This window comes from Variovorax sp. 350MFTsu5.1 (assembly GCF_048302515.1).
In the GTDB taxonomy this organism is placed as follows: Bacteria; Pseudomonadota; Gammaproteobacteria; order Burkholderiales; family Burkholderiaceae_C; genus Variovorax; species Variovorax guangxiensis.
In genome coordinates this window covers 2,521,844-2,535,582 of sequence record NZ_CP157620.1, presented here as the reverse complement: position 1 = coordinate 2,535,582, position 13,739 = coordinate 2,521,844, and the positions used below count along the sequence as shown (strand labels likewise).

At 68.2% G+C, this 13,739-nt stretch carries 12 protein-coding genes; 3 read left to right on the top strand and 9 right to left on the bottom strand.

Features of this window, described 5'->3' with window-relative positions:
- Positions 1–24: 24 nt before the first annotated feature.
- The 3 genes from ABL843_RS11340 to ABL843_RS11330 are packed head-to-tail and all read right to left on the bottom strand — an operon-like array spanning position 25 to position 3,052.
- Complete coding sequence (locus tag ABL843_RS11340) at positions 25–876, bottom strand: carbohydrate ABC transporter permease (protein ID WP_418119929.1); 852 nt, start codon at positions 874–876, stop codon at positions 25–27.
- Complete coding sequence (locus ABL843_RS11335; RefSeq protein ID WP_418119928.1) at positions 873–1,766, bottom strand: carbohydrate ABC transporter permease; 894 nt, start codon at positions 1,764–1,766, stop codon at positions 873–875. The genes ABL843_RS11340 and ABL843_RS11335 overlap by 4 nt, the downstream gene beginning before the upstream one ends.
- Positions 1,766–3,052 (bottom strand): ABC transporter substrate-binding protein, encoded by a 1,287-nt coding sequence (locus tag ABL843_RS11330; protein WP_418119927.1) that lies wholly within the window; start codon positions 3,050–3,052, stop codon positions 1,766–1,768. The genes ABL843_RS11335 and ABL843_RS11330 overlap by 1 nt, the downstream gene beginning before the upstream one ends.
- Positions 3,053–3,293: 241 nt before the next feature.
- On the opposite strand from ABL843_RS11330, the gene ABL843_RS11325 reads away from it, so the two are divergent.
- On the top strand, positions 3,294–4,523 hold the full coding sequence (locus ABL843_RS11325; protein ID WP_184636474.1) for an MFS transporter: 1,230 nt from the start codon (positions 3,294–3,296) through the stop codon (positions 4,521–4,523).
- A 2-nt stretch (positions 4,524–4,525) separates the two neighbouring features.
- Here ABL843_RS11325 and ABL843_RS11320 read toward each other — a convergent pair whose 3' ends face one another.
- Together ABL843_RS11320 and pmbA are read right to left on the bottom strand one after the other, a co-directional pair.
- Positions 4,526–5,473, bottom strand: a complete 948-nt coding sequence (locus ABL843_RS11320) for a helix-turn-helix domain-containing protein (RefSeq protein ID WP_418119926.1) — start codon at positions 5,471–5,473, stop codon at positions 4,526–4,528.
- 40 nt (positions 5,474–5,513) lie between these two features.
- Positions 5,514–6,884 (bottom strand): metalloprotease PmbA, encoded by a 1,371-nt coding sequence (gene pmbA, locus ABL843_RS11315; protein ID WP_418119925.1) that lies wholly within the window; start codon positions 6,882–6,884, stop codon positions 5,514–5,516.
- 104 nt (positions 6,885–6,988) lie between these two features.
- Between pmbA and yjgA the strand changes: the two genes are divergently transcribed.
- Together yjgA and mog are read left to right on the top strand one after the other, a co-directional pair.
- Positions 6,989–7,645 (top strand): ribosome biogenesis factor YjgA, encoded by a 657-nt coding sequence (gene yjgA, locus ABL843_RS11310; RefSeq protein WP_418119924.1) that lies wholly within the window; start codon positions 6,989–6,991, stop codon positions 7,643–7,645.
- 20 nt (positions 7,646–7,665) lie between these two features.
- Positions 7,666–8,235 (top strand): molybdopterin adenylyltransferase, encoded by a 570-nt coding sequence (mog, locus tag ABL843_RS11305; protein WP_418120458.1) that lies wholly within the window; start codon positions 7,666–7,668, stop codon positions 8,233–8,235.
- Positions 8,236–8,244: 9 nt separating this feature from the next.
- Here the strand turns inward: mog and ABL843_RS11300 are convergent, their stop codons facing one another.
- From ABL843_RS11300 to ABL843_RS11285, 4 genes are all read right to left on the bottom strand, one after another.
- Positions 8,245–8,622 carry a hypothetical protein gene (locus tag ABL843_RS11300; protein ID WP_184636467.1) on the bottom strand — a complete coding sequence of 126 codons (378 nt, stop codon included), beginning with the start codon at positions 8,620–8,622 and terminating at the stop codon, positions 8,245–8,247.
- Positions 8,623–8,714: 92 nt separating this feature from the next.
- A complete protein-coding gene (locus tag ABL843_RS11295; protein WP_418119923.1) occupies positions 8,715–9,467 on the bottom strand; it encodes an SDR family oxidoreductase in 753 nt (250 codons plus the stop codon).
- Positions 9,468–9,617: 150 nt separating this feature from the next.
- Positions 9,618–10,532, bottom strand: a complete 915-nt coding sequence (locus ABL843_RS11290) for a cation diffusion facilitator family transporter (RefSeq protein ID WP_418119922.1) — start codon at positions 10,530–10,532, stop codon at positions 9,618–9,620.
- Positions 10,522–13,734 carry a CusA/CzcA family heavy metal efflux RND transporter gene (locus ABL843_RS11285; RefSeq protein WP_418119921.1) on the bottom strand — a complete coding sequence of 1,071 codons (3,213 nt, stop codon included), beginning with the start codon at positions 13,732–13,734 and terminating at the stop codon, positions 10,522–10,524. Before ABL843_RS11285 ends, ABL843_RS11290 begins: the two co-directional genes overlap by 11 nt.
- Positions 13,735–13,739 lie beyond the last annotated feature (5 nt).

The window sequence follows — 13,739 nt, the reverse complement described above, 5'->3', positions numbered from 1 at the left end:
GTGCGCCGTGATGCACGCCGGGGCTCATGCCGCGTCGCGCTTGCGCTTGAACGCCGCGTTGAGGAAGCCGCTGAGCACGCCGACCATGAGCAGCGGCGGCAGCGACAGCAGGATGACGGAGGCATTCAGGATGCCCCAGGGCACGTCGCGCCCGAGCTGGCTCAGCTCGGAGGCCACGATGGGCAGCGTCTTCGCATCCGAAGTGGTGAGCATCAGCGCGATGAGGAACTCGTTCCACACCAGCACGAAGCCGAAGGCAATGGCGCCGATCAGCGAGCGCGCGGCGATCGGCAGCGCCACCTTGAAGAAGATCGCGTAGGGGCCGTAGCCGTCGACGCGGCCGGCCTCCTCCACTTCCTTCGGTACCGCCTTGAAGGCGGGAATGGCGAGCCAGATCACGGTGGAGAGCGTGAGCAGCGTGTAGGTGACGACGAGCGCGATGCGCGTGTCGTACAGCTCCAGTTGCAGCCAGATCACCATCAGCGGAATGGCCACCGCTACCGGCGGCAGGAAGCGCATCGAGAGCACGAAGAACTGGATGTCGTTCGCCCAGCGCAGCGGATAGCGCGCGAGCGCGTAGGCCGCAGGCAGCCCGAGCACCGCGCCCGCGATCACCGCCGCGCCCACCACCGCGACGGAGTTGAGCAGCCCCTGCGCCACCGCCTCGCGACTCAGCACGTAGACGTAGTTCTCCAGGGTGGGCGTGAAGAAGAACTTGGGCACGGCCGAGACGATGTCGACCCGGTTCTTGAACGAGTTGAGAAAGGTCCACAGCACCGGCACCAGCGCCGAGAGCCCGGCCAGGACCAGCACCAGCCGCGCGAGCAGCGTTCCGAGGGACAGCTTCTTCGTTTTCCTGTTGGGAGATGCGCTCATTTCGGCCGCGTCCATTTCCAGATGTAGGTGAAGGCCACGGTCGAGGCGACCATCATCAGCACCGCCATGCCCGAGGCGTACGAGATGCGGCCCGACTCGATGAAGCCCTGCGAGAAGGCGTACATGTCCAGCGTTTCGGTCGAGATGCCGGGGCCGCCGCGGGTCATCACGTAGATCAGGTCGAAGGCGCGCAGCGACTCCACCATCTTCACGAAGCACAGGCTGACCAGCGGCGCCTTCAGCATCGGCAGCGCCACGTAGGCGTACACCTCCCAGGTCTTCGCGTGGTCCATGCGCGCGGCCTCGAAGGGCTGCGGTGGCAGGGTTTCGAGCAGCTTCAGCACGATGACCGCGAAGAACAGGCCCCACTGCCACACGTCGACGAAGGCCACGGTCAGCAGCGCGGTCACCGGGCTGGCGAGCAGGTCCAGCGGTTCTCCGGTGACGGCCTTGTACGGCCAGGTCAGCAGTCCGAACAGCGGGTGGAAGGCGAACTTCCACACGAAGGCCGCCGACACGCGCGGCAGCAGCACGGGCACGATGAACAGCATCGACAGCACGTTGCGCCAGCGCGCTGTGGTGCACTGGAACATCAGCACGCCCAGCAGCACCGCGAGGCCCATGGTGGCACTGACGGTCAGCACTTCCCACACCAGAGACACGTGTACCGAATTGAGGAAGCGCCGGTCGGAAAAGAGCAGGATGTAGTTCGACAGCCAGACCCAGGCCGTGTCGGCCTGGCCCAACTCGCGGTCCTGCAGCGAGATGCCTATCGCGAAAAGGGTGGGCACCAGCGCCAGCACTGCAAGCACCAGCAGGCCGGGCCCTATGAAGACGAGCGGCAGCCGGGTTGCCGTCGCCGTCTTCTTTTTCTTCTCCCTGATCGTCATTACTTCTTGCGCCGCGCGACCAGTTGCTTCGCGTAGGCGTCGAGTTCGTCGAGCCCGGCCTTGATGTCGGTGCGCGAGCCGGTGATCAGCTCTTCGAGGATGATCCCCCAGCGGTCGCCGAGGTCGGGCCAGGCCGGGTCCTGCCAGAAGTTCACGGCCGTGACCTTGCCAGTGTCGGCCAGCGCCTTGCCGAGGTCGGCGCCGTAGCGCTTGGCGAACTCGGGGCTGGCCAGCACGCTGGTGCGGTTGAGTTCGCCGAACTGGCCTTCGGCGAGGCGGCGCTGCTCCTGCTTCTTCGAGGTGGCCCAGGCGACGAAGAGGCCGGCGCACTTCTTGGCCTCCTCGGTCTTGTTGGCCTTGGCGCCGATGGCCAGGCCGTGGCCGTAGCCGCCGCCGGTGAGCGGTGCGGGTGGCGGCAGGTAGGCGATCTTGCCGATCACGGTCGACATCTTCGGGTCGAGCGCGTTGCCGGCCAGCGGAGTCGACTCGATCAGCATCGCCACCTTGCCTGCGAGGAAGGCGCCGGTGGATTCGTCCCAGCCGCCGGTCTTGGTGCCGGGCGCGGAGTACTTGAAGAGATCGAGATAGGTCTGCGTGGCCTTCACGGCCGCGGGCGAGTCGAACACGGGCTTGTCGCCGTCGAACCACTGGCCGCCGTAGCCGCGGAAGAAAGGCATCCACCGCCACACATTGGCGCCGGAGCCGCGCTGGCCGCGCAGCGCCACGCCGTAGACGCCGTTGGCCGGATCGTTGAGCTTCTTCGCGGCCTCGGCGAATTCCTCCAGCGTGGTCGGGGGCTTGATGCCGGCCTTCTCCAGCAGGTCCTTGCGGTAGACCAGCAGGTCGCCGCCACCGGTGAGCGGCGCGAACCAGACCTGGCCGTCGAAGGTCGCGACCTTCTGGCGGCCGGGGTCGAAGTCGGCGTAGTCGTAGTCGGCGGGGTAGTACTTCGCCAGCGGCACGATCCACTTCGACTGGGCGAACAGCGGCACATTGGCCTCGTCGACGTAGTACACGTTGTACTTGCCCACGGTCGAGGCGTCTGCGCGGGTCTTGGTGCGGCGGTCGTTCTCGTTGAGGTTGTCGATGTTGAACGAGGCGCCGCTCAGGGCCTTGAACTCGTCCTTGTACTTTTCGAGCAGGGTCAGCCCGTCGCGGGGCTGGGACAGGACGCGCAGGTCCTCCTTGCAGACCTGCTGGGCCTGGGCCGCGCCGCCCCATGCGGCCAGCGCCGCCAGCAGCATCGCGCAGCCCTTGAGCCGGTGCCGGTTTTCTTGAACAGCCATCGTTTTGTCTCCTTTGAACCTGTCGCGAATTGCCGGCGGATCGCGGCGGAAACAGGTGGAACGAAGCGTAGGCAGCGGCGGCGCGGCGCCGCGTACACGCGAGCCGGGGCACTGGTATTTTCATGACCAGCCTGCTTGGGGTTTTGCCGGAGTCGAGGGCTTTCGGCCCTGCCTGGTTGCATTTCAAAACTCCATCGATAGAATCGATTTCAGTTTTTATTTGAAACCAAATAGGGCAATCATGAGCACCACGCCTCCATGCCAGGCCACCTTCGCGCGCCCATGCGCCACGCCGTCGATATCGGGCGCACTGGCGCTCCTCTTCGCCATCGCCTGCGGTCTGGCTGTGGCCAACGTCTACTACGCGCAGCCGCTGCTGGACACGCTGGCGCACACCTTCGGCATCCGGCCCGCCACTGTCGGCGTCGTCATCACCATCACGCAGATCGGCTACGGGCTGGGGCTGCTGCTGGTGGTTCCGCTGGGCGACCTCGTCGACCGCCGCCGGCTGATCGTCGGGCAGTCGGTGCTGTCGGTGGCCGCGCTGCTGGCCGTGGCGCTGGCGCCCAGCGCGTCGGTGCTGCTGCCGGCGATGGCCGCCGTGGGCGTGCTGGCCGTGGTGACGCAGGTGCTGGTCGCCTACGCCGCGAGCATGGCCGCGCCGGGCGAGCGCGGCCGCGTGGTGGGTACCGTCACCAGCGGCATCATCATCGGCATCCTGCTGGCGCGGGCGGTCTCGGGCACGCTGTCGGATCTCTTCGGCTGGCGCTCGGTGTACCTGGCCTCGGCTGCGGCCACGCTGGTGGTCGCCGGGCTGCTGTGGATGGTGCTGCCCGCGCGCACGCGGCCCGCGCCGGGCATCTCGTACCCCCGGCTGATCCGCTCGGTGTTCGCGCTCTTCGCGCAGGAGCCAGTGCTGCGCATCCGCGCCGTGCTCGCGATGCTGATCTTCATGTCCGTCACCATGCTGCTGACGCCGATGGTGCTGCCGCTCACGGCACCGCCCTTCTCGCTCTCGCACACGCAGGTGGGCATGTTCGGGCTGGCGGGCGCGGCCGGGGCGCTAGGTGCCGCGCGAGCGGGCCGCCAGTCGGACCGAGGCCGCGCGCAGCGCACCACCTGCATCGGCCTGAGCGCGATGCTGTTGTCGTGGGGGCTCATCGCGATGCTGCCGTGGTCCATCTGGGCGATGGTGATCGGCGTGATCGTCATCGACTTCGGCCTGCAGTCGGTGCACGTGGCCAACCAGAGCCTGATCTACCGCGTGCGCCCCGAGGCGCAGAGCCGGCTGACAGCCGGGTACATGATCTTCTACTCCATCGGCTCCGCCACTGGATCGATGGCTTCGACGATGGTGTACGCCCATGCGGGCTGGAACGGCGTCTGCCTGGCCGGAGCCCTTGTCAGCGGCGCGGCGCTGCTGTTCTGGGCGCTGACCCGGCACCTGACGCCGCGGGACACGGCCGCCTGAGTTCAGTCCGTGGTGGCCAGCGGCGTATTCTGCGCGGTGCGCAGCCCGAAGCAGTCCTGCGCCTGCTGCCGGTAGACCGAGGGCGTCATGCCCTTGAGCTGCAGGAAGCGGCGGTTGAAGTTCGCAAGGTTCGCGAAGCCCACCTCGTAGCAGATGTCGCTCACCAGCCTGTCCGACTTCTGCAGCATCTCGCAGGCCTTGGCCACGCGCAGCCGCGTGACGAAGTCGGTGAAGGTGGCGCCCATGTGCTTGTGGAACCAGCGCGAGAAGCTGCTCTCGGCCATGTTGGCCACGGCGCACACTGCCGGCAGAGAGAGTTCCTCCGTAAGGTGCCGGTCGAGGTGGTCGAGCACGCGGCGCATGCGCGTGTTGACGCTCGGATCCTCGGCCACCGGCTCGGCCGTGCTGGAAATCTGCCGCCAGTCGGGCCAGCGGGCCAGCTCGTGCAGCAGTCCGATGAAGGCCGACAGCCGCGCCATGCCCTCCTGCCCCTGCACGCGCTGGAAGCGCTCGCGCACGAGGTCGCCGATGCCGAAGAACTCGATGCCCAGCTTCGCCCGGTCGAGCATCGGCAGCACCGCCTTCAGCTCGGGGAACAGGTCCGTGCCCTTGCGCAGCGGCTCGTCGCGGAAGTGGATGACCATGCTGCGCTCGGCGATGCCCTCGGGTGGCACGTCGTGCGAGATCCAGGTATGGGGCAGCCGGGCGCCCACCAGCGCCACGTAGCCGGGCTCGAAGCGCCCGATGTGGTCGCCGACGAAGGCATCGCCGCTGCTGCGGTTGATGCACTGCAGCTCGTATTCGTCGTGGTAGTGCCAGCAGTCGAACGGCCAGGGCACGCCGTGCTGCAGGCAGCGCACCGAACTGCCGCCCGCCGGCTCGAAGCCGAGCCTCGGGTCGCGCATCAGTTCGTGCTCGAGTTCGGGTTTTCGCGCTGCGTTGTGCCTCATGGTTCAACTAGCCTTCGCGCGCAGGCCGGCGGCGCAGCCTTCAGGCGCCGGCGACCTTCATGCGGTTCACCAGGACCGACCCCGTGGTCTTGGCGCCGAAAGTGTAGGCATCGGCCCCGATGGCTTCAATACCCAGCAGCATGTCCTTCAGGTTGCCGGCGATCGTGATCTCCTGCACCGGGAAGGCGATCTTGCCCTTCTCCACCCAGAAGCCGCTGGCGCCGCGCGAGTAGTCGCCGGTCACGTAGTTCACGCCCTGCCCCATCAGCTCGATCACGAAGAGCCCGGTGCCCAGCTTGGCGAGCATGGCGTCGAGGTCGTCGGTGTGCTTCGTCAGGCGCGAGCTCAGCGTCAGGTTGTGCGAGCCGCCGGCGTTGCCGGTGGTCTTCATGCCCAGCTTGCGCGCCGAGTAGGTCGAGAGGAAGTAGCCCTCGAGGCGGCCTGCATCGACCACCTTGCGCGCCCGGGTGGTCACGCCTTCGTCGTCGAAGGGGGCGCTGCCCTTGCCGCGCAACAGGTGCGGGTCTTCGGCCACGTCGACGTGCGCGGGCAGCACGGGCTTGCCCAGCGAGTCGAGCAGGAATGTGCTCTTGCGATACAGCGATCCGCCGCTCACGGCCTGCACCAGCGAGCCCAGCAGCCCCACGGCCAGCGGCGACTCGAAGAGCACCGGGCATTCGACGGTCTTGATCTTGCGCGACTTCAGGCGGCTCAGCGCGCGTTCGGCGGCGTAGCGGCCTACGGCCTGCGGGCTGGCCAGTTCTTCCGCCGAGCGCATGGAGCTGTACCAGGCGTCGCGCTGCATGTCGTCGCCCTTGCCGGCGATGGGCGCCACCGAGATGGAGTGCCGCGAGCTGGCGTAGCCGCCGCGAAAGCCATGCGTGTGGGCGCTGAAGAAGTGGCTCTGCTGGGCCGAGACGCCCGCGCCCTCGCTGTTGGTGATGCGCTTGTCGGTCGAAAGGGCCGCTTCCTCGCATTCGAGGGCCAGCTTGGCGGCCTGCTCGCTGGTCACGTCCCAGGGGTGGAACAGGTCGAGCTCGGGATATTCCTTGGCGATGTCGGCCTCGTCCGGCAGGCCGCTCACGGGGTCTTCGGCGGTGAAGCGGGCGATGTCGTAGGCCGCCTGCACGGTCTGGGCGATGGCCGCCTCGGAGAAATCGGAGGTGCTGGCGTTGCCGCGGCGGTGGCCCACGTAGACCGTGACGCCCAGCGACTTGTCGCGGTTGCGCTCGACGTTCTCCAGCTCGCCCTTGCGCACCGAGACGCTCAGGCCGCAGCCCTCGGAGGCCTCGGCCCCGGCGTCGGTGGCACCCAGCCGCTTGGCGTGCGCCAGGGCGGTGTCGACCAGGTTTTCGAAGAAGGAGCGGCTGTAGGCGAAGCCGGAATCGGCGCGCGAGGAGGATGTCGTCATGTGGTGGCTATGATACTTGCGCCCCCCATTTCCCGTTTTCAGCAGCTTCCCACCGCGCATTGCACGCGTTGCAACGCCTCGCGGCGCGGCCCAGAATCCATCCCATGTCCCGCAAACCCAAAAAAGGCTATTACGTCCGCGGCCATTTCGTGGCCGAAGGCAGCGAGCTCGACCTCGAGCTCAAGCGCGAGCTCAAGGGCTCCGACGACGCCAGCCGCACCGACCTGAAGCGCGAAAGCGAAGAGCTGCAGAAGCTGGGCGCCGAGCTGCTCACCCTGCGCGCCGGCCTGTTCGACGCGCTCCAGCTCGACGAGAAGCTGGTCGAGGCCATCGCCGAAGCCAAGCGGATCACCAATTTCGAGGGCAAGCGCCGCCAGATGCAGTACGTCGGAAAGCTCATGCGCAAGCTGGAGCCCGAGGCGCTGGAGGCCGTGAAGCGGGCCCTGCTCGAGCAGAACACCGTGCCGGCCGCCGAAGTCGCCGCCCTGCACGAGGCCGAGCGCTGGCGCGACAGGCTGATTGCCGACGACGACGCCCTCGGCGGCTGGATCGAGACCCACCCCGCCACCGACGCCCAGCAGCTTCGCGCCCTGGTGCGCCAGGCCCGCAAGGACATGAAGGCCGGCCCCGCCGGCGAGGCGCCGCGCCAGGGCAAGGCCTATCGCGAGGTGTTCCAGGTGGTGCGCGCCCAGCTGGCCGTGCACGGCGGCGCCGACCATGCCGCCGCAGCGGCAGCCCAGGACCGGGAAGAAGACGCATGAGCGAGGCTGCATTCGATCCGGTGCGCATCGGCATCGTCTCCGTCAGCGACCGCGCCTCCAGCGGCACCTACGAGGACAAGGGCCTGCCCTCGCTGAAGGAATGGCTGGGCCGGGCGCTGAAGAACCCCATCGAGTTCGAACCCCGGCTGATTCCCGACGAGGCGGAACGCATCAGCGCCACGCTGATCGAGCTGGTCGACGCCGGCTGCTCCCTGGTGCTGACCACCGGCGGCACCGGCCCTGCCTTGCGCGACGTGACGCCCGAGGCCACGCTGGCCGTGGCGCACAAGGAAATGCCGGGCTTCGGCGAGCAGATGCGCCAGATCAGCCTGCGCTTCGTACCCACCGCGATCCTCTCGCGGCAGGTGGCGGTGATCCGTGACAAGAGCCTGATCATCAACCTGCCCGGCCAGCCCAAGTCGATCGCGGAAACGCTCGAAGGGCTGAAGGACACCGAGGGCGTGCAGGTGGTGCCGGGCATCTTCGCGGCCGTGCCCTACTGCATCGACCTGATCGGTGGGCCCTATCTCGAGACCGACGATTCCGTCTGCAAGGCCCTCAGGCCCAAGTCGGCCATTCGAGCCCGCTGAGCCTGTTGCTCATTGCGCCGCCTGCGCGCTCTTCGCCTCGACGTCCTTCAGGCAGGCGTTGATGGCGGCGTTCGACACCAGCCCGTAGCAGCGCGCAGCGGCCGCGCGCACGGCCTTCTGCTGAACGCGCCGTTCCTCGGCGCTATCGATCTGGTAGCTCATGAGCCACTTCATGGCGAAGGCGAGCACGATGCCGAAGCCTATAGCGATGCCGACCACCGTCGAGCGCCAGGTCCGCGCCGGCGCGGCGGGAGGTGCCGAGCCGTAACCCACGTCGAAGGCCATCGGCGGCTGCGCCGGCGAGCCGCCGTGGACCCTGCGGCGCTGCGGCGCGCGCGGCTCGGCCTTCGCCTGGGTGAAAGACTTGTTGTCGTAGCGGCTGCTCATCGATCTGCGTGCATGGGAAGGTAGTCCGGACGCGATTGTCCAACAGCCGTCCCCCGCAGGCTGAAACGGCCGGTGGCTGTGTTCCTCCTCGCTCAGGCCGCCGCGCGCCGCGCCAGCCACTCGTCGAAGCGGATCGCGCCCAGGCGCGGGTTCGATCCGGGCGTCAGCGAACGGTCGTCGAGCTGCACGCCGAAGTAGCGTGCGCCGGGGTCGGTCACGACCTCCCGGGCATCGCCCGTCGCCGCGAAGAAGCGGCGCACCAGCGCGTCGAGCGGCAAGGCCTCGGGCCCGGCGATCTCGATCCGGCCGCGCGCCGGCAGCTCGGTCACGACCTCGGCCAGCGCCGCCGCCACGTCGTCGGCCGCCATCGGCTGGATGAGCGCGTCCGAAAGCCGAGCCACGCCGTCCTGCACGCCCGACGCCGCGATGGCGCCCACGAACTCGAAGAACTGCGTGGCCTGCACGATGGTGTAGGGCACGGGCGAGGCCTCGATCAGGTCTTCCTGGAGCTGCTTGGCGCGGAAGTAGCCGCTGTCGAGCAGGCGCGCGGTGCCGACCACCGACAGCGCGATGTGATGCGCCACGCCGGCCTTCACCTCGGCCGCGAGCAGGTTGCGCCCCGCTGTCGCGAAGAAGTCGAGCGCCGCCTGGTCCTCGAACGAGGGCGAATTCGCCACGTCGACGACGACGCGGGCGCCCGCGAGCGCCTCGTCCAGGCCCTCGCCGGTGAGGGTGTTGACGCCCGTGGAGGGCGATGCGGCGACGACTTCATGGCCGGCCTCGCGCAGGCGGGCGGCAAGCCTGGAGCCGATGAGGCCGGAGCCTCCGATGATGACGATCTTCATGGTCGATTCCTTGGTCAAGAAAGAGTGCGAGGAGTGCGAAGGGGCGCCCCCGATGGCCGCCCTCGCCTGCAAGACGTCCGGCCGCACGCGCTTGTGACAGCCGGATCGCTCTTTCTTCCAAAAAATCGGCCCGAACCCCGCTCTGGGCCCTCACCGCCCCTTCACCGCCCCGAAACCGTGCGTGTCGGCCGCCTGCTCGCAGGGCACCCGTTCAGCCTGCACGGTCGAATGGTGGATGTCGAAGCGCTCGGCCAGCATCGCGCGCAGCCGCTGCGTGAGCGGCGCCAGGTCGCCTACCTCCGGCGTGCACACCACGTGCACGCTAAGGCTCACCTTGCCGCTGGACAGCGCCCACACGTGCAGGTCGTGCAGGCTCGCGACACCCTCGCCGCCCCGCAGCGCGCTCTCGACCGCGGGCAGGTCCACCTCGTCGGGCACGCCTTCGAGCAGCACGTTGAGACTTTCGCGCAGCAGGCGCCAGGTGCGCGGCAGCACCCAGAGGCCGATGGCCACGGCGATCACCGAGTCGACCCAGCCCCAGCCCGTGTAGCGAATGACGATGGCGCCGACGATCACGCCGATGGAGCCCAGCATGTCGGCCCACACCTCCAGGTACGCGCCCTTCACGTTGAGGCTCCGGTCCTTGCCGGAGGCCAGCAGCCGCATGCCGATGAGGTTGACCACCAGCCCGCCGGCGGCCACCAGCAGCATCGTGGTCGACTGGATCTCGGCCGGCGCCGAGATGCGCCGGTACGCCTCGTACAGCACGTAGATCGCCACGAAGAACAGCAGCACCGCGTTGAGCACCGCCGCCAGGATCTCGAAGCGGTAGTAGCCGAAGGTGCGCCGCCGGTCGGCCGGCCGCTTGCCGATCCAGATGGCGGCCAGCGAGATCGCCAGCGCCACCGTGTCGGTGAACATGTGCGCGGCATCGGACAGCAGCGCGAGGCTGCCCGACACCAGCCCGCCCACCACCTCGGCGACGAGGTAGGCCGAGGTCAGCAGCAGCGCCCAGCGCAGTGCCTTCTCGTTGCCGCCGGTGGCGTGGGCATGCTCATGTGCCATGGGAGCCTCGCAGTGAAGGGTCCGAAGGATCGGGCGGCGCGCCGATCGCCTGTTGCTGCGCCTTCTCCTCTTCCTCGTCGCGCCGGTGGGCGATGCGGTAGAGCAGCGGCAGCACCAGCAGCGTCAGCGCGGTCGACGACAGGATACCGCCGATCACCACCGTGGCCAGCGGCCGCTGCACCTCGGCGCCGGTGCCTGTGGCGATGGCCATCGGCACGAAGCCCAGCGAGGCGACCAGCGCCGTCATCAGCACCGGCCGCAGCCGAGTGAGCGCGCCTTCGCGGATGGCGGCGTCCAGCGGCAGGCCGCTCTCGCGCAGGTTGCGGATGAAGGAGATCATCACCAGCCCGTTGAGCACCGCCACGCCCGACAGCGCGATGAAGCCCACCGCCGCCGAGATCGACAGCGGAATGCCGCGCATCCACAGCGCCACGATGCCGCCCGTGAGCGCGAACGGGATGCCGGTGAACACCAGCAGGCCGTCCTTGATGTTGCCGAACATCGCGAACAGCAGCGTGAACACCAGGAGCAGCGACACCGGCACCACGATCTGCAGCCGCTGCGTGGCCGAGGCGAGGTTCTCGTACTGGCCGCCCCACACGGTCCAGTAGCCGGTGGGGATCTTCACCTTGCCCATCGCCTCCTCGGCTTCGGCCACGAAGGAGCCGAGGTCGCGCCCGCGCACGTTGGCGCTGACCACGATGCGGCGCTTGCCGTCCTCGCGGCTCACCTGGTTGGGGCCGGGCGCGATATCCAGCGTGGCCACCTCGCCCAGCGGAATGAAGCTGGTGCGCAGGCCCTCGGCGCCCGCGCCCTTGGGCAGGGCCACGGGCAGGCGCTTGATGGCCTCAAGGTCGGTGCGCAGTTCCTCGGGCAGGCGCACGATGATGTCGAAGCGCCTGTCGCCGTCGAACAGCGTGCCCGCCTCGCGCCCGCCCACGGCGGCGGAGATGGCGTCCTGCACGTCGCCCACGTTGAGGCCGTAGCGCGCGGTCTTGGTGCGGTCGATATTCACCGTGAGCATCGGCAAGCCGGTGGTCTGCTCGATCTTCACCTCCGCCGCGCCGGCAATGCCGTTGAGCACGCCCGAGACCTCTGCCGCGGTCTTGTTCAGCACGTCCATGTCGTCGCCGAAGATCTTCACTGCCACGTCGCTGCGCACGCCCGAGATCAGCTCGTTGAAGCGAAGCTGGATGGGCTGCGAGAACTCGTAGTTGTTGCCCGGCAGCTTCTCCACTTCTTCCTGCACCGCCGCGAGCACTTCAGCGCGAGAACGCTTCGGCGAGGGCCACTCGCTCTCGGGCTTGAGCATGATGTAGCCGTCGGAGATGTTCGGCGGCATCGGGTCGGACGCGATCTCCGCCGTGCCGGTGCGCGCGAACACCCGCTCGATCTCCGGAAACTTCTGCTTCAGCGTGCGTTCGAGCTGCTTCTGCATCTCCACCGACTGCGTGAGGCTGGTGCCCGGAATGCGCAGCGCCTGGATGGCGAAGTCGCCCTCGCTCAGGCTGGGCACGAACTCGGTGCCCAGCCGCGTGGCCAACAGGCCCGAGAGCACCACCGCCACCACCGCGAAGGTGATGACCAGCGGCTTGGCCGACATCACGCGCGCCAGCAGCGGCTCGTAGGCGCGCCTGGCCCACAGCATCAGGCGGTTCTCCTTTTCGCTGACCTTGTTGCCGATGAACAGCGCCACGGCGGCAGGGATGAAGGTGATCGACAGGATCATCGCGCCCAGCAGCGCGATCACCACGGTGAAAGCCATCGGGTGGAACAGCTTGCCCTCGACACCCGTGAGCGCAAAGATCGGCAGGTACACGATCATGATGATCAGCTGGCCGAACAGCAGCGGCCGGCGTGCCTCCTGCGAGGCCGCGAACACTTCGTGGAAGCGCTCGCTGCGCGTGAGCGGCCGGCCCTTGTGGGCCTGCGCGTGGGCCAGCCTTCGCACGCAGTTCTCCACGATCACCACCGCCCCGTCGATGATGATGCCGAAGTCCAGCGCCCCCAAGCTCATGAGGTTGGCGCTGACCTTCTGGTTCACCATGCCGGTGAAGGTGAAGAGCATCGACAGCGGAATCACCAGCGCGGTGATCAAGGCCGCACGGATGTTGCCGAGGAACAGGAACAGGATCGCGATGACCAGCACCGCGCCCTCGAACAGGTTCTTCTTCACCGTGGCGATGGCCTTGTCGACCAGCACCGTGCGGTCGTACACCGTCACCGCCTTCACGCCGGCTGGCAGCGTGCGGTTGATCTCCTGCATCTTCCTGTCCACGGCCTGCGACACGGTGCGGCTGTTCTCGCCGATCAGCATGAACACCGTGCCCAGCACCACCTCGCGGCCGTTGTCGGTGGCCGCACCCGTGCGCAGCTCCCGGCCGATGCCGACCTCGGCCACGTCCTGCACGCGCAGCGGAATCCCGTTGGCGTTGCCCAGGATCACGTTGCCGATGTCCTCGGCCGACTTCACCTGCCCCGGCGCGCGGATCAGGTACTGCTCGCCGCGCTTCTCGATGTAGCCCGCGCCCACGTTGGCGTTGTTGCGCTCCAGCGCCAGCACGATGTCGCCCATGGTCAGGCCGTGGGCCAGCAGCTTGGCCGGGTCAGGCGCGATCTGGAACTCCTTGGCGAAGCCGCCGATGGAGTTGATCTCGGTCACGCCCGCCACGTTGCGCAGCTGCGGCTTGATGATCCAGTCCTGTATCTCGCGCAGGTCGGTGGGCGAATAGGGCTTGCCTTCGGCGTTCCTGGCGCCCTCCTCGGCCTCGACGGTCCAGAGGTAGATTTCGCCGAGTCCGGTGGAGATCGGCCCGATCACCGGCGAGATGCCGCGCGGCATGCTCTCGCGCGCGGACTGGATGCGCTCGTTGACGAGTTGCCGCGCGAAGTAGATGTCGGTGCCGTCCCTGAAGATCACCGTCACCTGCGAGAGGCCGTAGCGCGAGAGCGAGCGCGTCTGCTGCAGCCCCGGCAGGCCGGCCATGACGGTCTCTATCGGATAGGTCACGCGCTGCTCGGTCTCCAGCGGGGAGTAGCCGGGCGCGGCGGTGTTGATCTGCACCTGCACGTTGGTGATGTCGGGCACGGCGTCGATGGGCAGCTTCTGGTAGCTGAAGATGCCAAGCGCCGCCATGCCGAACACGGCGAGCAGCACCAGCCAGCGCTGCTCGATGGAGAAGCGGATGATTCGTTCGAACATGCGGG